This window comes from Lysinibacillus sp. G4S2, assembly GCF_030348505.1.
Lineage (GTDB): Bacteria > Bacillota > Bacilli > Bacillales_A > Planococcaceae > Lysinibacillus.
In genome coordinates, this window is record NZ_JAUCFJ010000002.1 from 884,854 (window position 1) to 903,908 (window position 19,055).

General features: G+C 38.6%; 19 protein-coding genes and 1 other annotated feature (1 of these 20 running past the window's edge). Of the genes, 13 read left to right on the top strand and 6 right to left on the bottom strand.

Translation table 11 applies throughout. The annotated features are described in order from the left end of the window. Positions 1 to 131 precede the first annotated feature (131 nt). From QUF91_RS04540 to QUF91_RS04550, 3 genes are all read left to right on the top strand, one after another. Entirely contained in the window at positions 132 to 1,034 is a 903-nt protein-coding gene (locus QUF91_RS04540) for a fumarylacetoacetate hydrolase family protein (RefSeq protein ID WP_285395489.1), read from the top strand. A gap of 270 nt (positions 1,035 to 1,304) precedes the next feature. Continuing rightward, positions 1,305 to 1,673 (top strand): YisL family protein, encoded by a 369-nt coding sequence (locus QUF91_RS04545; RefSeq protein ID WP_285395490.1) that lies wholly within the window; start codon positions 1,305 to 1,307, stop codon positions 1,671 to 1,673. Between the two features lie 516 nt (positions 1,674 to 2,189). Then, complete coding sequence (locus QUF91_RS04550) at positions 2,190 to 3,656, top strand: alpha-amylase family glycosyl hydrolase (RefSeq protein ID WP_289417001.1); 1,467 nt, start codon at positions 2,190 to 2,192, stop codon at positions 3,654 to 3,656. Between the two features lie 54 nt (positions 3,657 to 3,710). Here QUF91_RS04550 and QUF91_RS04555 read toward each other — a convergent pair whose 3' ends face one another. Further along, positions 3,711 to 4,568: a DegV family protein gene (locus QUF91_RS04555; RefSeq protein WP_285395492.1), complete on the bottom strand. Its 858-nt coding sequence runs from the start codon at positions 4,566 to 4,568 to the stop codon at positions 3,711 to 3,713. Positions 4,569 to 4,841: 273 nt separating this feature from the next. Next, positions 4,842 to 5,651 (bottom strand): Cof-type HAD-IIB family hydrolase, encoded by an 810-nt coding sequence (locus QUF91_RS04560; RefSeq protein ID WP_285395493.1) that lies wholly within the window; start codon positions 5,649 to 5,651, stop codon positions 4,842 to 4,844. Between the two features lie 121 nt (positions 5,652 to 5,772). Between QUF91_RS04560 and QUF91_RS04565 the strand changes: the two genes are divergently transcribed. Both QUF91_RS04565 and QUF91_RS04570 read left to right on the top strand, forming a co-directional pair. Continuing rightward, entirely contained in the window at positions 5,773 to 6,537 is a 765-nt protein-coding gene (locus QUF91_RS04565; RefSeq protein ID WP_289417002.1) for a prolyl oligopeptidase family serine peptidase, read from the top strand. 53 nt (positions 6,538 to 6,590) lie between these two features. Further along, complete coding sequence (locus tag QUF91_RS04570; protein WP_285395495.1) at positions 6,591 to 6,899, top strand: metal-sulfur cluster assembly factor; 309 nt, start codon at positions 6,591 to 6,593, stop codon at positions 6,897 to 6,899. 355 nt (positions 6,900 to 7,254) lie between these two features. Here the strand turns inward: QUF91_RS04570 and QUF91_RS04575 are convergent, their stop codons facing one another. Further along, complete coding sequence (locus tag QUF91_RS04575) at positions 7,255 to 7,422, bottom strand: hypothetical protein (RefSeq protein WP_289417003.1); 168 nt, start codon at positions 7,420 to 7,422, stop codon at positions 7,255 to 7,257. Between the two features lie 50 nt (positions 7,423 to 7,472). Here QUF91_RS04575 and QUF91_RS04580 point away from each other — a divergent pair, with 50 nt between their 5' ends. After that, the gene (locus QUF91_RS04580; protein WP_289417004.1) at positions 7,473 to 7,679 is read left to right on the top strand and encodes a hypothetical protein; all 207 of its coding nucleotides are present in this window, start codon (positions 7,473 to 7,475) and stop codon (positions 7,677 to 7,679) included. Here the strand turns inward: QUF91_RS04580 and QUF91_RS04585 are convergent. Beyond that, entirely contained in the window at positions 7,676 to 8,362 is a 687-nt protein-coding gene (locus tag QUF91_RS04585) for a Crp/Fnr family transcriptional regulator (RefSeq protein ID WP_285395546.1), read from the bottom strand. The genes QUF91_RS04580 and QUF91_RS04585 overlap by 4 nt on opposite strands. A 271-nt stretch (positions 8,363 to 8,633) precedes the next feature. Here QUF91_RS04585 and QUF91_RS04590 point away from each other — a divergent pair, with 271 nt between their 5' ends. After that, the gene (locus tag QUF91_RS04590; RefSeq protein ID WP_289417005.1) at positions 8,634 to 10,760 is read left to right on the top strand and encodes an ATP-dependent Clp protease ATP-binding subunit; all 2,127 of its coding nucleotides are present in this window, start codon (positions 8,634 to 8,636) and stop codon (positions 10,758 to 10,760) included. Between the two features lie 50 nt (positions 10,761 to 10,810). Here the strand turns inward: QUF91_RS04590 and QUF91_RS04595 are convergent, their stop codons facing one another. Further along, entirely contained in the window at positions 10,811 to 11,005 is a 195-nt protein-coding gene (locus tag QUF91_RS04595; protein ID WP_285395498.1) for a YjzD family protein, read from the bottom strand. 407 nt (positions 11,006 to 11,412) lie between these two features. On the opposite strand from QUF91_RS04595, the gene QUF91_RS04600 reads away from it, so the two are divergent. The 6 genes from QUF91_RS04600 to QUF91_RS28270 all read left to right on the top strand — a co-directional run bounded on the left by QUF91_RS04600 (position 11,413) and on the right by QUF91_RS28270 (position 17,880). Then, positions 11,413 to 11,784: a hypothetical protein gene (locus tag QUF91_RS04600; protein ID WP_289417006.1), complete on the top strand. Its 372-nt coding sequence runs from the start codon at positions 11,413 to 11,415 to the stop codon at positions 11,782 to 11,784. A gap of 1,145 nt (positions 11,785 to 12,929) precedes the next feature. Beyond that, complete coding sequence (gene ltrA / locus QUF91_RS04605) at positions 12,930 to 14,192, top strand: group II intron reverse transcriptase/maturase (RefSeq protein ID WP_289417007.1); 1,263 nt, start codon at positions 12,930 to 12,932, stop codon at positions 14,190 to 14,192. 632 nt (positions 14,193 to 14,824) lie between these two features. Further along, complete coding sequence (locus QUF91_RS04610; protein WP_285395500.1) at positions 14,825 to 15,763, top strand: beta-ketoacyl-ACP synthase III; 939 nt, start codon at positions 14,825 to 14,827, stop codon at positions 15,761 to 15,763. Between the two features lie 30 nt (positions 15,764 to 15,793). Then, positions 15,794 to 17,035 carry a beta-ketoacyl-ACP synthase II gene (gene fabF / locus QUF91_RS04615; protein WP_285395502.1) on the top strand — a complete coding sequence of 414 codons (1,242 nt, stop codon included), beginning with the start codon at positions 15,794 to 15,796 and terminating at the stop codon, positions 17,033 to 17,035. A 321-nt stretch (positions 17,036 to 17,356) separates the two neighbouring features. Next, entirely contained in the window at positions 17,357 to 17,608 is a 252-nt protein-coding gene (locus tag QUF91_RS04620; RefSeq protein ID WP_285395503.1) for a hypothetical protein, read from the top strand. A 41-nt stretch (positions 17,609 to 17,649) separates the two neighbouring features. Continuing rightward, a complete protein-coding gene (locus tag QUF91_RS28270) occupies positions 17,650 to 17,880 on the top strand; it encodes a YuzI family membrane protein (protein WP_481817428.1) in 231 nt (76 codons plus the stop codon). Positions 17,881 to 17,956: 76 nt separating this feature from the next. Here the strand turns inward: QUF91_RS28270 and trpS are convergent, their stop codons facing one another. Continuing rightward, on the bottom strand, positions 17,957 to 18,946 hold the full coding sequence (gene trpS, locus QUF91_RS04625) for a tryptophan--tRNA ligase (RefSeq protein ID WP_285395504.1): 990 nt from the start codon (positions 18,944 to 18,946) through the stop codon (positions 17,957 to 17,959). Positions 18,947 to 19,036: 90 nt separating this feature from the next. After that, positions 19,037 to 19,055, bottom strand: a binding site (T-box leader) (it continues 213 nt past the right edge of the window).

Consider the following 19,055-nt stretch of genomic DNA (forward strand, 5'->3'; position numbering starts at 1 on the left):
GAACGAAAATCAACCACTTTTTATGGCGATTAGTCCGCGATTTAAAAGGAATAAAAATTATTGTCACAAAAGTAAGGCAATTTCTATAATATTGTTGTATTATGTAGAAAAAAGAAGGAGCTCTGAAAATCATGAAAATTTTATCGTTTAAATTAGGTGGACATGTAAGCTTTGGACCAAAAGTAAAAAAAGAAGAAGCGGTATGGGATGTACTCGCTATTCAAAATGAACTTCAAGTTCTCCCTTCTTTTTCAAGTTCAATTGTAGATGGCATTGCATTAGGCTTTGATTTTGTTGAACAGATTCGTAAATTAGTAGAAGCCGCTGAAAAATCAGATCGTGCTGAAAGCTTCAAACGTGAATTTACAGTTATCGAGTGGTTATCACCAATTCCACGTACACCAAAAAATATTATGTGTATTGGGAAAAACTATGATGAGCATGCAAAAGAAATGGGTGCAGAAGCAGCCCCAGCAGATTTAATGGTATTTACAAAATCCCCGACTGCTATTGCTGCTGATGGACAAACTATTTCTATCCATGCAGATCTTTCATCCAAAATGGATTATGAAGGCGAATTAGCCATTGTCATTGGTAAACGTGGTAAAAATATTCCGAAAAACCTAGCATTCGATTATGTATTTGGCTACACAATTGCCAATGATATAACAGCTCGTGATTTACAAGAAAAACATAAGCAATTCTTCTTAGGCAAAAGCTTAGAAGGAACTTGTCCACTTGGGCCATACCTTGTGACAAAGGATGAAATTCCTAATCCACAAGATTTAACAGTGGTCACAAAAGTGAATGATGAAGTACGTCAAAACGGCTCCACAAAAGATATGATGTTCTCTGTGGAATCATTAGTATCGATTTTATCTCAGCACGTAACATTAGAGCCAGGTGATGTTATTTTAACTGGTACTCCAGCAGGTGTTGGAAAAGGCATGAATCCTCCACAATTTTTAAAAGCGGGAGATACTGTGAAAGTATCCATTCAAGGCATCGGTACATTAGTGAATCATTTTGAATAATTTCTTCAAATCCGCGTGAGTCAACACGAGGGCACTGAAAAGTAGAAATACATTTTCTTAAATTATTAATCTGACTTTTGTTGGATTTATAAACTCAAAAAGTCGATTTGTATCACAATTTTTGTGGCAAATCGACTTTTTTCAATGCCATTAGTCAATACTCTGCGGATTTTTAAGTTTATTCTGTGAACACTATTGTAATGTTTGAAACCCTTTCCAACACATGGTAGGATAGAGTTTGATAGAAAAAGAATATGAGGTGGGACAATAATGAGTTTTTTAACTAGCCAAACGCATTTGCATATTACTACTTGGGTAGTTGCTATCGTAATCTTTTTGATTGCAGGATTAATGAGCAAGAATTCAAAAGGCTTACATATGGCATTACGTTTATTCTACGTTTTAATAATCATCACTGGTGGAGCACTCTTTATTACTGGCATGGATTATGGTGAAGGTATGCTATACGGCTTTAAATTCATAGGCGGTATTTTAGTCATTGGTATGATGGAAATGGTATTAGTACGTAAAGAGAAAAATAAACCAACAGGCATGTTTTGGATTTTATTTGCAGTATTCTTACTGATTACAATGTTCCTAGGTTTCAAACTGCCAATGGGGCAAACTTTCTTTGCATAATTGCTCGTAAAGGTCGTGAAGATTTCGCTTCACGGCTTTTATTTTTTGTAAGGTGGAGAATGCTCGGGTATGTCAGAAAAGTGATCGGGTAAGTCGAAAAACCGCTCGGGTAGGGTGGAAAAGTGATCGGGTAAGTCGAAGAACCGCTCAGGTAGGGTAGAAAAGTGATCGGGTAAGCCGAAGAACCGCTCAGGTAGGATGGAAAACTGATCGGGTAGAGTGAAAAAACGCTCGGGTAGGCGTGAAAACTGCTCAGGTAAGGTGAAAATTCGCTCGGGTAGACCGAAAAAACGCTCAGCTAGCCGAAAATTTACTCATGCAAAGCACACGACTGCTCAGGCACTCAGTTCAACTGCTCCACTGCTCCACTTCACCAATGAATAGTATCTAGGAGAAGTTGACACCTTTTTGTCGTAATTCATTTTGCATTTTCAGAAAATATTTTGAAATGATAGCGATGTGACTGTTTTATTTGGTAAAATGACGAAGGATTGGTTTGAAAGAGAGGGAATAAAAGTGAAATTCAAGAAGTGGATAAGTGCGACAGCTGCATCGCTTTTACTAGCAACTTCTTTAGTGAGTGCTGTACCAGTTGCACATGCTGATGAAGTGTCAACAAGAACTATTGCAGAAGAAAGCATCTATGATTTACTCGTTGACCGTTTCTTTAATGCTTCGGGCACTAACGATTTTGATACAAATACGCAAGACCCTACGAAATTTGCAGGAGGCGATTTTGAAGGTCTAAAAGATAAACTGAAATTTATCGGAGAGATGGGCTTTACAATCGTTTCCATTGGACCGGTTTTTGCCACTGAGAAATATGATGGTTCGATGCCAACGAGCTACTCTACAATCGAGCGTCATTTTGGGACAAGTAAGGAGTTTAAAAGTGTTGTTAAGGCATATAAAGAAAAAAATATGTCGATCATGGTGGATTTTCCACTTAACAATGTAAGTCCGAATCATGAGTGGGCAAAGGATCCAGCGAAAAAGGACTGGATTGCATCAACAAAAAATGGACAAGTACAGTGGGACTTGAAAAACAAAGATGTACAAGATGCGCTTATTAAATCAGCAACAGACTTTGTCTCTACATATGATATTGGTGGGGTTCGTTTAACAAATATTGCGGATGCCGATACAGAGTTTATTAATGCAATGATTGCTGCATTAAAGGATACGAAAAAGTCACTCTATGTCATTTCTAATGAAGAAAGTAATGCCGATTTTGATGCAAGTTTCTCACCAGCAACAGCTGATATTTACCGTAATATATTTAAAAATGTTGATATGGATTCTTCTAAGTTGATGGAGCCTTTTACAGGTGAGAAACCAACTCAGATTATGATTGATTCGCTAGAAACGCATCGTTTTACATTTGATTCTGCAACTGAAAATATGTTCCCGCCAACACGTATAAAAATGGCGATGGGTGCATTATTTATGATGCCAGGAATTCCAGTTGTACAATATGGTACAGAAATTGCGATGAACGGTGAAACAAAGCCGGATACGCATCAAAGCTTTAACTTTAAAACAGATGAAGAATTAATCGACTATATTAAAAATGTCCAATCTTTACGTAATCAATCTGCTACATTACGCAAAGGTGATTTTGAAGTTCTCAAAAATGAAGACGGCCTACTTGTATTTACACGTACATCCGATGAAGAGAAATGGGTCATCATGGTTAACAATACTAGTAAAACACAACGCTTTGATTTAACACCAGCTCAGGTTGGTGAAGGAAAAATGCTAAATGGTATTTTAAATGAAGAAAAAGTTCGTATTAATGAAAAAGACGTTTATCCAGTTATTTTAAATCGCGAAATGGTAGAGGTTTATCAAGTTAAGAAAGATGATGGTTTCAATATTCCGTATATGGTCGCTCTAGGATTAGTATGGGTAATATTCATAGGATTTGTAGTTGTTATTATGAAACGAGGTAAAGTACGACGTCAGGAGCAAGATGCTCAATAATAATATGAAAACCCCCTCTGCACTTTTATTATTTAAGTGTGAAGGGGGTTTTTGTTAAGCTTGATAGCTTTTATTCGTAAAGAAGATGGCAATTGTACCTGGTCCAACATGGGAGCCGATCGCTGAACCAATCATTGTTACTTGGATGGCTTTTGGAGAAAATCTTTCTTGGATAGAAGCCTTTACATCGTTGGCAAAGTCTATATCATCACTATGGCTAATGCCAACTACTTTTTCAGAGAAGTTCCCGCCACGTTCCTGCATTAAATCTAACATGCGAGTGAGGGCTTTTTTGCGTCCGCGTGATTTTTCGAGGGGCACAAGCTTACCGTCCTCTACATTTAAAATAGGTTTAATGCTTAGAAGCCCTCCAAGAAATGCGCTTGCCTTTGATACACGTCCACCTTTAGCGAGGTAATCTAAATCCTCAACTGTGAATATGTGTTCCATTTGTGAGGCAAGGGCAGTGATTTTTGCTTCAATTTCCTTCAATGAAGCACCTGTATTTCGAAGTCGGACTGCTTCCTCGACTACTTGGCCAAAACCTAATGAAGCACATTTAGAATCGATGATCGCTAATTTTAATGATGGATATTGCTCTTGTACTTGATTGCGAACCATGACTGCAGTATTATAGGTGCCTGATAATTCAGATGAAATGGCAATATAGATGCCTTCCTCTTCATTTTTTGCTAGATTTTCAAAATGCTTGAGAAAAAGCTCTGGTGACACTTGGGATGTTTTTGGGCGATCACCTTGACGAATAGCATCGTAAATTTCTATGGAATCAATCGAAATGACATCATCATATTCTTTATTGTTCAATAGCACTCTTAGTGGAAGAAGTTCAATATTGTTTTCTTCGAAGTAAGATTTCGATAAATCACATCCACTATCAGTAAAAATCTTCATCATTTGTCCCCCTAATTTAACATTCTTTTAACTCTATATGAAAAGTTTTTAAATACGTATACATAGCAGGCAAACAAGTGTCGAGATTTCTCGTCACCTATGCTTCTCTAAATTAATTTCTAGTATTATAGATAAATAATCATATCGAGTTTTAGTATCGTTCAGGATTGATTGAGAGAACTTTATTCAGTAAGTACTCATTCGTGTTAAATGGTACTTCTGAATAAAGTTAAATCATAAAAATGGGAATATTAATTTGAACTTACTATTTAATTATGTTAATTTCAAGCGTTCAATGAGTATTTTAGCGATACCATCGTCATTATTGGTTGTGGTAATTTCATTGGCAATATTTTTTAAAGTAGGAATGCCATTTCCCATTGCAACACCAAGTCCTGCATATTCAATCATTTCTAAATCATTATCTTCATCACCGAATGCGATAATACGCTCTCGTGGGATACCTAAATCCTTTGCTACATGAGCGATTCCCACTGCTTTATTTAAGCCACGGCGAACAATCTCAATAATATGAAATGGTGCACCCCAGCGACGATGTTCAATGACCTCTGCATGAACAGCATGTAAATGATCACGAATAACCATTGAATTCATATCATTAGCTTGAATCAGTAAACTAGTTGGGTTGTCTAGTAAATGAGTATATAGATCCCCATGAGTAATTTTGGGATTCCCCATATTAAAAATATTTAATATCCGTTCATCCTCTGTATGCACGTAAATATCGTCCTTAACTTCCGCAATAATATTTTCGTACTCATAGCTATTAATGGAATCGACGACATCATGCACAACACTTAAATCTATTGGTGTGTGCATATGGTGCCAAGAAGCATTTTTTGGGTGATGCACATATGCTCCATTGAAATTTACAATGGGTGTTTTCAGGTCAAGCTCCTTGTAGTAAATATCACTCGCACGATAAGGGCGGCCTGTAGCAATCATCACTTGATGACCTTGTTCCTTTGCCTGCAATAATGTATTTTTAGTTTTTGTGGAAATTTGTTGTTGGTCTGTTAATAACGTACCATCTAAGTCTAAAACGATTAAATGTGGTTTCATAGCTCATTGCCCCTTTCCTATAGTTTGAATAGTATCTCTTTGTCATCCGTTCGTCAAAATTTTGTCACATTGGAAAAAGTTTGCTAACATAAAGATGAGACAGTAATAGGGAGTGACAAAGATGATTGTTGAGAAAGAAACGTGGGGAAATATTCCTTTATTACATATACATACTGAAAATATGAATGAAGAAACCCCGGTAGTAATTTTCATACATGGCTTTATGAGTGCAAAAGAACATAACTTACATTATGCATATCAATTAGTAGATAAAGGGGTGCGTGTCCTATTACCAGATGCAAAATTACATGGTGACCGTAGTGAAGGTCTAACTGAGATGCAATTGAGCTTACAGTTTTGGGATATTGTTTTAAATTCTATTCATGAAGTTGAACAATTATATAATGAATTAAAGAATAAACAATTATTAGTGAATGATAAAATTGGCATCGCTGGTACATCGATGGGTGGAATAGTGACGTCAGGCTGCTTAAAGCTTTATGATTGGATTAAAACAGCTGCAGTATGTATGGGTGCGCCAGGTTTTATTAAATTAGGTGAATATCAATTACAACAGTTCACTAATAACGGTGTTAATTGGCCAATGTCCGAAGAACAGGTACAGCAAACAAATGAACTGCTAGCTAAATATGATATTAGTCTAACACCAGAAAAATTTGCAGGACGACCTGTACTATTTTGGCATGGGGAATTAGATAAAACTGTACCTTTCAAAGATACGTATAAGTTTTATTTAACTTTATGCCAATACTATGAAACAAATCCGGAAGACTTAAAATTTTTGGCAAATAAAAAAGCAGGCCACGCAGTATCACGAGACGGTATGTTAGCAGCAACTGAATGGCTTGCACAGCATTTGGCATAATAAGATGCATCTGCTATGATTAAGTTAACACTGTGATGGAAGGAGAAATACAGATGGATCAAGATATGAAAGACAGCATGTTCGGTGCATTAGAAAATGTAATTGACCCTGAGCTTGGTATTGATATCGTCAACTTAGGTTTAGTATATGATGTAGATTTAGATGAAGAAGGTGTAGCAACGGTTACAATGACGCTAACATCTATGGGCTGCCCAATGGGACCTGTTATTGTTGATCAAGTGAATACAGCATTAGGTGAGCTTCCGGAGGTAAAAAGTACAAATGTTAATATTGTATGGAATCCACCGTGGTCAAAAGATAGAATGTCTCGCTACGCAAAAATGGCATTAGGTGTACGATAAGTCCGCTTAGAGCACATGAAAGAGGCTGGGACAAAACTGGTCAAAACCTTAAAAAGCGTGAGAAATCAATTGTAGAAACGTTGATTTCTCGCGCTTTTCTGATGTTATCGGCGGTTTTCTTGATGATATCAGCGGTTGTAGGCATTTTATCAGCGGTTTTCTCGAATTTATCAGCGATTGTCGGCGTTTTATCAGCGGTATCACGAAGTTATCAGCGATTGTAGGGGTTTTATCAGCGATATCACGAAATTATCAGCGATATCACGAAGTTAACCTCAATTGTCAGCATTTTATCAGCGATTTTCTCGAAGTTATCAGCGATATCACGAAGTTATCAGCGATTGTAGGCATTTTATCAACGATCGGTATTTTGGAGCATCGAGCCGCTACGCTTTCGCACATGAAAAACATTGTTGCCGCTACCACTACGCTTTCGCCCAGAAACACATCTTGTTGCTGTCGCTACGTTAGCACTACGCTTTCGCCCAGAAACCCCATTGTTGCTACCGCTACGCTTTCGCACAGAAACACATCTTGCTGAAGTTTCGTTTTATCACAATAAATTAGAGTGACATGTCAGAAGATATATACTTAGTGAAGCGGCTCATCGAACGCCCCCAGGAAGCTCTGCTCTGCGCGAAAGCGAGGCGTCAGCTACAAAGCGCCCAGCCGGAACGGAAATCAACCCCTCATTTTGCCAATGAGCCATGCTTTAACGGCATAGTTTTTCTAAAACATAAAATCCCCGCTTATAACGGTAAGCGGGGATTAGCGTATTAATCGATACGACATATTTGTAACGGACAATTCTCACAGGCGATTTCATCCTTTAAAAATTGTAAATCGTGAATGGTTATATAACTCTTTTCGAAGGAAATAATATTGTGTTTCTTTAAATCATTAAGCATGCGATTGATCATTTCTCTACTCGTCGCACATAAATTAGCAAATTCAGTATTTGTTAATGGGAAATCAATAAAAACGTTGCCATTTTCTAAAGGCTTACCATAAGTGTTCGTAAGACGGATGAGCGTTGAAAATAAAGCGCCTTTTTTACCGTTTAAAACTAGATCACGCAAACGACTTTGATGCTTTAAATTTTCTGTTTGCAACCACTTCATATATTCCACCATTAAATTAGGTTGTTCTACTAATAAAAGTTCCAATGATTTAAGGCTTAGAACATATAAACTAGAGGGTTCTAATACTTTAGCAGTCATGGAATGATACGTAAAGTTACAAAATAATGAGCCTTCACCAATCATACTATCTGGACCACAAATTCGAATTGTTAGTTCCTTCCCGTTCTCAGTTTCCTGACTAATCGAGATAGCTCCTGTTTTTATATAGTATATTTCTTTCGCACGTTCGCCTTCTAAAAAAATTTTACTATCCTTATTCACTTTAATAAAAACACCGTGCTTTTGAAAAAGATCGTGAAATTGCTCTTGCATATTATCCATTAAAACCATATGTCCAACACATCTCTTTCTTTTTGTAATAAGTGGCTGTTTATTACAAAAGGATGGTGAATAATTTCGATACTAAATCTAAGAAACATGCTTTTATTATAGCGTAACTTTTCAGGTAGAAGTGAAGGAATTTTAGAGCTTATTCTTTGCTAAGGTTTGTCGTTTGTTGTAAAATAAAGTTAGTCAGAAAAGGTCAAACATTTTTCATTAAACAGAATGGCAAACGGGATTCCGCTAACATTATTCAAAAGGAGTGCTAAATATGCAATTTCAACAAACAGATAATAAAAAACCATTGGAGCAATTTGGACGTAATTTGATTGAAGAAGTGAAAAACGGCAAAATGGACCCGGTTATCGGTCGTGACGAAGAAATTCGTAATGTTATTCGTATTTTAACGCGTAAAACGAAAAATAACCCTGTCTTAATAGGTGAGCCAGGTGTTGGTAAAACAGCAATCGTAGAAGGGTTAGCTCAACGTATTGTCAAAGGTGATGTACCTGAGGGATTAAAAGATTGCGTATTGTACGAGCTTGATATGAGTGCTTTAATAGCGGGTGCTAGTTATCGAGGTCAATTTGAAGAACGCTTAAAAGGTGTACTTAAAGAAGTGAAGGAATCTGAAGGGCGTATCATTTTATTTATTGATGAAATTCATACAATAGTTGGTGCAGGTAAAACGGATGGGGCAATGGATGCTGGGAATATGTTAAAGCCAATGCTTGCACGAGGAGAGTTACATTGTATCGGTGCTACAACATTAGATGAATACCGTATGTATATTGAAAAAGACCCTGCTTTAGAGCGTCGTTTTCAACAAGTACTTGTACGTGAACCATCTATTGAAGATACAGTTTCCATTTTACGTGGCTTAAAAGAGCGCTTTGAGTTACATCATGCGGTACGTATTCATGACCGAGCAATTGTAGCGGCAGCAGAGCTTTCGAATCGCTATATTACAGAGCGCTTCTTGCCGGATAAAGCCATTGATTTAATAGATGAAGCATGTGCAATGATTCGAACAGAAATTGATTCCATGCCACAGGAATTGGATGCAGTAAAGCGCCGTATTATGCAGCTTGAAATTGAGGAACAAGCACTGCGTAAGGAAAAGGACGAGGCAAGTAAAAAGCGTCTAGAGCAACTACGTGAGGAATTAACAAAGCTAAAAGAATCCTCTGAGGGCATGCTTAAACAATGGGAAACTGAAAAAGCAGCGTTACATGCCATTCAGAAAAAACGTGAAACGCTTGATAAATACCGCCATGACTTAGATGAAGCAGAAAGTAAATATGATTTAAATAAAGCAGCTGAACTACGTCATGGGAAAATGCCTACACTTGAAAAGGAAATTCAAGAGATGGAAAAACAATTAGAGAATGGTACGGAATCACGTATTTTACGCGAAGAGGTAACAGCTGATGAAATCGCGTCTATTGTTTCACGATGGACAGGAATACCGGTGACAAAATTAGTAGAAGGTGAGCGCGAAAAATTATTGCGTTTAAAAGATACATTACATGAACGTGTTATCGGTCAGGACAATGCCGTACAGCTTGTCACAGAAGCGGTATGGCGTGCGCGGGCTGGTATCAAAGATCCACATCGACCAATTGGTAGCTTTTTATTCTTAGGACCAACTGGTGTTGGTAAAACAGAGCTTGCGAAGGCACTAGCTGCACAGCTGTTTGATTCTGAGGATCATTTTATTCGTATTGATATGAGTGAATATATGGAGAAACATAGCGTATCACGTCTTGTAGGGGCGCCTCCAGGTTATATTGGCTATGAGGAAGGTGGACAATTAACAGAAGCTGTTCGCCGTAATCCATATTCAGTTGTATTACTAGATGAAATTGAAAAGGCGCACCCAGATGTCGCGAATATTTTACTGCAAATTTTAGATGATGGACGCATTACTGATAGTCAAGGTCGTATGGTCAACTTTACGAACACAGTAGTCATTTTAACTTCTAACATTGGTTCAAACTATTTGATGGAAGCAAAAGAGGACGATGGAGCAGTTGAGGATTTAGTGATGGCTGCACTGCGACAGCACTTTAAACCAGAGTTGTTAAATCGTATGGACGACATTATTATGTTCCACGCACTATCTGATAAGCACTTTACAGCGATTGCTTGGAAATATGTCGAACAGCTTGTCAAACGAGTTGCAGAGCAAGATATTACTTTACAAGTAGAACAAGATGTAATTGATTGGGTTGTAGAACAAGGTGCGGATGCTCAGTTTGGCGCAAGACCACTAAAACGCTTCGTGCAGCGTTATATTGAAACGGCAGTTGCAAAAGAATTGCTACGTGGTGAAGTATTACCGGGAGAAACATTGCACATTAGAATACACGATGGCCAATGTATTGTTGAAAAATAACATGAAAAAACCTGTTTCGCACGATGTGGAACAGGTCTTTCTTGTTTAAATTAATGATGGTCTGCAGCTTCTGGAGTTGGCTCGTTTGGAATAATTGCACCAATAACGAAAATAAGAATTGAGAATACAACTGATACGATTGCACCCGTTTGGAATTCAAATGGTACGCCAAGTACAGAGCTTACTACGTAGTTTAACATTGAAACTAGTAGGAATGACCATATGAACGTTACGATATATTGCATTAATTTCACCTCAACCGAACTTTTTATCATAAAGTTTTACTACATATTCATTATCATATCATAACATAAATCGAAAAAAAAAGAACCTTTTCCGTGAAACATGGCGAATTTGTCACAACGATAACCTTACTACTTTTTTAATTTAATGCAATTCGAAACCGTAGCAAATACTGAAGGCAGGAGAGTGTCGTAGCCGCTCGATACGTGGTCGAGAAGAATAGGGCAAAAAGCATTAATTTTATTTCGGCTTGCACCTGTTCTTCATTATGAGTTTGAAGAGTTATTTTAGATAATTGTGGTTTTTTATTATGTCTTAAGCGATGGTTTTAAAATCTTCAACGAAACTTTTTACTTTCAACTCCGTAGAAAATATTGGAAATATAATAAGCGTTATAAGGGGAAAGAGAATGAGAGATTTTTTAAAAGAAATTATTAAAGAAGTTAAAAGGCAACTAACAACCGAACAACCATCAATTGAGAACATTTTAGACGGTAAACTATTCGATTGGTTCATACCTATTTTCGATTTCCTTCTGTTCCCGGAAGTGTATCTTTTCTTAGCTTCTACATTAATGTGGAAAATGATTTTTTCATTATTGTTGGTAGGTATGATTATTATCTTTGTTTTATTGATTGAAAAAGTGATAGAGAAAAAGACTAGTAAAGAAAAGGTTGAAGTATTGGATAAAAAATTAGCATGGTTCATACTCGCTCCAATTTTATTCTACGGAGTAAAAGGATTAGCATATGGTTATCTATTATTCAAACCAATGGTGTAGTCTAAGCTATCTCAATACGAGCTGGTGCATAGTGAACTAGAGCTTTTCAAAAGCGAAATTAGCTTGATGGGTATTTAAGGGATCTTCTGTGAGCTGGTCATTAAATATGAAACCTTTTTACGTACCATTCGTATTATAACTATACAATTCGAATTGATAGAACCGAAAAAAGGGAGAAATGAAGTTTTGAACCATTGAATGAAACAATTACTTTTTTTGATTTACTTGATTACCATTGCGGATGCGTATTATTCAACTTTGTTTATTGAACCAAAAACACCACCGCAACACCAGACGATTAAAGCATCAGCCATTACGTTGGCACAACTACGGTAGCACACCTCATAAAAAGAAGCGTACAACACGTCGTTTGAAACCTTCTGTGCTACAACCCATCAAGCGATTTCTTCAGAGTACTAAGTGTTCAAAAGAAAACGTGATCCTTAACGACCTATTAGAGAATGGGTTGGACGTACGCAAATCCATGCGAGAGCCACCTTTCATCTTTTTACGATATAGACTTTTGCGTTGTTGATAATATATGTTAATAATTGTTTGGAAAAAAGCTGCAGATTTATTTGCAGCTTTTTTTATGTGCGCCCGGCATGCGTATGAACTATAGGGTGCAAGTCCCGAACCCCGAAGACAGAAGTAGAGGTTAGCCAAGAGCAAGGGTGTCCGTGGCGACGCGGAATCTGAAGGAAGCTGGAGGCAAAACACCGGTCCGAGGAACACGAATCTCATATAAGGCTAGGTATGATTGGATGAGTGTGCATAACAACACAAAGTCCTTTCTGTCGAAGGTCATATCGAGTAAATGAGGCGGATAGATGGTGTGAAAGTGCATGCGCTTACCCGGGGAGGTCTGATGGAAACGCAAAGTACACTTTGTAACCTACTTAGCGATAGGTAGCTGAACCATCAGAAGTCAGCAGAGGTCATAGTACCATTCACTTCTAGAATGAATGGGAAGGACCGAACAATTCGGAGAGAATAGCCCTTGGCATGCAGTTTTCTATGGTAAACACAGAAAATCCAGAAGGACCGACTTAATGGAGGTAATGGTGAATCCCATGAGGGACATTGAGCGGGTGCAGTAGAAACTGTTATAAGAAGACAAGCTATTCACGGAGGAGTCGAACGAGATGTTAATGAGTCAAATATTATCACGGGAGAATCTGCTTCTCGCACTCAAACGGGTGGAACGAAACAAAGGGAGTCATGGAGTAGACAAAATGCCCGTAAAATTCCTACGACAGCATGTAGTCGAAAACTGGCTAACGATTAAGAAGCAAATTCTTGAGGGAACCTACCAACCACAACCAGTTCGCAGAATCGAAATCCCGAAACCTGACGGCGGTGTGCGACTATTAGGAATCCCAACCGTGACAGACCGACTCATTCAACAGGCGATTGCCCAAGTGCTATCCAACCTATATGACCCGAACTTCTCGAATCATAGTTACGGATTTCGACCAAAACGAAGTGCTCACGATGCAATCCGAGAAGCCAAAGGTCATATAAAAGAAGGATACCGCTGGGTAGTAGATATGGACTTAGAGAAATTCTTCGACAAAGTAAACCATGACCGTCTAATGAGTACATTAGCGAAGAAAATTTCTGATAAACCTCTACTCAAGCTGATTCGTAGATACTTACAATCGGGTGTCATGATAAATGGTGTCGTTTATGATACAGATGAAGGAACACCCCAAGGGGGCCCACTGAGTCCACTTCTCTCAAATATTGTGCTGGATGAATTAGACAAAGAATTAGAGAAACGTGGTCATAAATTTGTCCGTTACGCCGATGACTGCAATATTTATGTGAAAACAAAACGAGCAGGAGAACGAGTGATGGCAAGTATCAAAACCTTTATTGAGAAGACGCTACGATTGAAAATAAATGAGAAGAAATCCGCAGTGGCTCGTCCTTGGCAACGTAAATTCCTAGGATTTAGCTTTACCTCCCGCAAAGAACCACAAGTTCGAATTGCGAAAGAGAGCATAAAGCGAATGAAGAACAAAATTCGGGAATTAACAGCTAGAAAGAAGCCACTTCCAATGGAGTACCGAATTCAACAATTGAATCAATACTTAATTGGGTGGTGTGGCTACTTTGCATTAGCGGATACGAAATCAATATTTGAATCACTGGATGGATGGATTAGAAGAAGACTTCGTATGTGTTTATGGAAGAATTGGAAAAAGCCTCGTACGAAAGTGCGCAACCTAATTCGCTTAGGAGTTCCAGACTGGAAGGCTTACGAATGGGGCAATACTCGCAAGAGTTACTGGCGTATCTCGAAAAGTCCAATATTACACAGAACCCTTGGTAACTCTTATTGGAGTAACCAAGGGCTCAAAAGTCTGCAAGCTCGTTATGAAATCTTGCGTTATTCACCTTAATTGAACCGCCGTATACGGATCCGTACGTACGGTGGTTGGAGAGGTCGGGAGTTAATCACTCCCTCCTACTCGATTAATCACCATTATAAAATTTATTAATCCCACTTATAGCCCCAAAAACATGCTGCTTCTTGCATTGTTTGGCTCATCACCAAAAGTTGCGGATGACATTTGTTACGTATGCCAAGGTTGATCTTCGTTCCGGTTGGGCAAACTCCTTGGGGATTAGCGTCAAATAGATGAGGGCCTGGAGCGAGCAGGGAAAGGAACGAAGGGTAAAAGCATCACGTCCAGTGATAACTTCTTCGTGACCAACATTTTGTTGTTGCTGCCGCTACGCTTTCGCACAGACAAAAACCGTGTTGTTGCTGCCGCTACGCTTTCGCACATAAAGCATATGGTGGCCCAAGTAGCTCATCGGACGATCCCGATCGGAATGGAAATCAACCACACATTATGGTGATGAGCCCATTATTTTACTTTGTTAAGAAAACTGTACATATCATTAAACCCCTTGATACTGCTAGCTTTAATGCCTTGAATTTAAATCATCTTGCACCATTCCTTCATTATGAGTTATAATTATGACCAGTTACTAATAATTGATAGTAAGAAAGCAGAGGGGTTGCTAAATGAACGCTGGTATTATAGGAATAGGCAAATATGTTCCGGAGAAGGTCGTTACAAATTTTGATTTAGAAAAAATTATGGACACTTCGGATGAATGGATTCGAACTCGAACTGGGATTGAAGAACGTCATTTTGCCGCAGATGATCAGGAAACTTCAGATTTAGCAGTAGCTGCTGCAAAAGAGGCTATTGCAAATGCGGGTATTACACCTGAAGAAATAGGCTTAATACTTGTAGCAACTGTAACTCAAGATCAAATGTTTCCAAGTGTAGCATGTATGGTTCAGGAGCAAATTGGAGCAGTTAATGCAGCAGCGATGGACCAATCGGCTGCTTGTGCAGGATTTATATATAGTTTAGTGACAGCAAAGCAATTTGTAGAAGCAAATGCTTATAAATATGTCTTAGTAGTAGGTGTTGAAAAGCTGTCGAAGGTACTTGATTGGGAAGATCGCAATACAGCAGTGTTATTCGGTGACGGTGCATGTGCAGCAATTGTTGGTCAAGTATCAGAAGGTAGAGGTATCTTATCATTTGAGCTTGGAGCTGATGGTACAGGTGGAAAGCATTTATCTTTAACACAGCAGGACACAATCGCTATGAATGGCCGTGAAGTATTTAAGTTTGCAGTACGTCAAATGGGTGAATCTGCAGTAACCGTGTTAAATAAAGCAGGTTTAACAAAAGAAGATGTAGATTTTTTAGTGCCGCATCAGGCGAATATTCGAATTATGGAATCTGCTCGTGAGCGTCTAGAGCTGCCACCGGAAAAAATGTCAAAAACGATTCACAAATATGGTAATACGTCAGCAGCATCTATTGGTATTTCCTTGGTAGATGAGCTTGAAGCAGGTAAGATAAAAGATGATGATTTATTAGTACTTGTTGGATTTGGCGGTGGCTTAACATGGGGCGCCGTTGCAATGAGATGGGGAAAATAATAACTAAAAATGCTTGAGGGGAGTAAGACAATGAGTAAACGACGAGTAGTAATTACAGGAATTGGCGCAGTTACACCACTAGGGAATAGCATCGAAGAAACATGGGCTAACATTAAAGCTGGAAAATCAGGGATTGGCGAGTTAACTCGTTTAAATAAAGATCAATTCGCAGCAAAAATCGCTGCTGAAGTGAAAGACTTTGATATTGAAAAATATATCGAACGTAAAGAAGCTCGTAAAATGGACCGCTTTACACAGTACGCTCTAGCAGCGTCTATTATGGCGATGGAAGATTCACAATTAACGATCGATGAAGAGCTAGCACCACGTGCAGGTGTTTGGATTGGCTCTGGTATCGGTGGTATGGAAACATATGAACAACAATTTGTAACATTCCAAGAGCGTGGCGCAAGACGTGTAAGTCCATTCTTTATCCCAATGATGATTCCGGATATGGCTTCAGGCCAAGTGTCGATTCACTTTGGGGCAAAGGGTATTAACTCTTGTTCAGTAACTGCTTGTGCTTCAGGAACAAACTCGATTGGGGATGCTTTTAAAGTAATCGAACGTGGCGATGCAGATGTCATGATTTCTGGTGGTGCTGAGTCGCCAATCGTTACGATGGCAGTGGCAGGCTTCTGTGCAAATACTGCTTTATCTTTAAATACAGATCCACAAAAGGCTTGTCGTCCATTCGATAAAAATCGCGATGGTTTCATTATCGGTGAGGGCGCAGGGATTGTCATTTTAGAAGAGTATGAGCACGCAAAAGCACGCGGTGCAAAAATCTATGCGGAAGTTCTTGGCTATGGTTCAACAGGTGATGCGCATCATATTACAGCTCCAGCCCCAGAAGGAGAAGGTGCTTCACGTGCAATGTTGCAAGCATTAGCTGATGGCGGTGTAGAAGCTTCACAAGTTGACTATATTAATGCACATGGAACAAGTACACCATATAATGACTTATTTGAAACACAGGCTGTAAAGGCTGCCTTTGGGGAACATGCTTATAAACTTGCAATGAGTTCTACAAAGTCGATGACAGGTCATTTATTAGGTGCAGCTGGTGGTGTTGAAGCTATTTTCACAGCGTTAGCTCTTAAAGAAGGTATTTTACCACCAACAATTAATTTAGTAGATCCAGATCCAGAATGTGATTTAGATTATGTACCAAATGAAGCTCGAGAGGCAGATATTAAATATGCTATGAGTAACTCACTTGGATTTGGTGGACATAACGCTAGTCTTTTATTCAAAAAAATCGAGGAATAATAAAGTAAAATTAAAACAGTGGGGGTTTTTCATCCCCACTGTTTATTTGTTTTCACCAATCGGGGCAGTTAATTAAAGTGTCATCAATGTTTTAAAAAAATTAATGTCCGTTGCGAGATATATTTTACCATTAAAAAAGTGAATGCTATGTCTACTTATCATAACCAAACAGAATTGACTTATAACAGTGAAACGATTGTACATCTGTTGTTGTGTTGCTTCGCTTTTGCACAAATAACACTTGTTGCTGACGCGATGTTTTCGCATATAAAGGCATTTTGTTTACAGAGCGGTTGATTGGAGTGGAGACTGGGCGACTCCTTGGGGATCAGCGTCACAGATGAGACCCTGGAGCGAGCATCGCGAGTGAAGCGGCTCATCGGGCGCCCCCAGGAAGCTCTGCTCTGCGCGAAAGCGAAGCGTCAGCGGCAAATGTTTTCTGTAGCGAAAGCAAAGCGACAGCTACAAAGCGCCCAGTCGGAACGGAAATCAACCCCTCGTTTTGCAGAAGAGCCTTACATAAAAAACGTCAGCCAATTTACGTGGCTGACGTCTTTTTTTATAGTTTTGTGAATAGATGATAAGTAAGAAGAAATAGAAAGGATGCCCTTATTATGTTCCGACTCTTTTTATTTTTAATATGCTACGGCCTATTGATTCTCTCATTAGGGAATCTCATATTGTATTTGAATTATCGGACACTCGGATATTCCTGGATAGTTGTTTTTAAATTCATGGTGCATACAACAGAATTTTATATGGCTATTGGATCAGCCATTGTGTTATGTGCTATTGTTTTTGATCTTGGTTTTGATAAGACTCTAGACATAAAAGATAAAATGTGACGCTTCTCTTATTCTCTTTTTGGCCAAGCTCTTACAATCAATTTCGCCAAAGCTACAAGATCAATTCCGTTTTCTTTTAGCGACGCGCACGACCAAGGCCCATTGCTTCTTCCATGCGTTTTAATGTAGCGCTAGCAATAGCGTTTGCCTTTTCAGCGCCTTCATCTAAAATAGTATCTAATGCTGAGGATTCTACTAAATTGTAGAACTTCTCTTGAATTGGTGTAAGGTGATCAATAACTGCTGCTGCAACACCTTGCTTGAAACCACCATAACCAACGCCTTCGTATTTTTTTACAAGATCGTCAATAGATACGCCTGAAATGGCAGACTCGATTGTTAGTAAATTAGAAACGCCAGGTTTATTTTCCACATCAAATGCCACAATACCATCAGAGTCAGTTACAGCTGATTTAATTTTTTTCTCAATATCTTTCGCTGAATCTAAAAGCTTAATTGTAGCTTTTGTATTTGGATCTGATTTACTCATTTTCTTTGTTGGCTCTTGAAGTGATTTAATACGAGCTCCTGCTTTTGGTAATTGAATTTCAGGAATCGTTAAAACATCACCATAACGTTTGTTAAAGCGTTCTGCAAGATCACGAGTAAGCTCAATATGCTGTTTCTGGTCATCGCCAACTGGAACAATGTTTGTGTTGTACAAAAGGATGTCTGCTGCCATTAGTGGTGGATATGTTAAAAGAGCTGCAGAAACACTTTCTTTACCATGAGATTTATCCTTGAACTGTGTCATACGTTCAAGCTCTCCAATCGATGCGACACATTGTAACATCCAGCCTGCCTGTGCATGAGCTGGCACCTCAGATTGAATAAATAATGTAGATTTTGTTGGATCGATGCCAGTAGCAATATACGTTGCTGCTAAGTTGCGAATATTTTGACGTAATTCTTTTGGATCTTGTGCCACTGTTATGGCATGCTGATCAACGATACAATACACAGCATCACCTTCATCTTGTAATGCAGGGAATTGCTTGAATGCTCCTAAATAGTTCCCTAAAGTAACAATACCGGTTGGCTGTACGCCTGAAAAAATAGTTGTCATTGTCATTTCCTCCTTGAATTTAAGTCCCTTAGACGTTTTTACATAAGTGCCGAAATAAAAAACATCATGCGTCCTCATTAGTTTTTCTAATGAAGGGACGAATGATGTT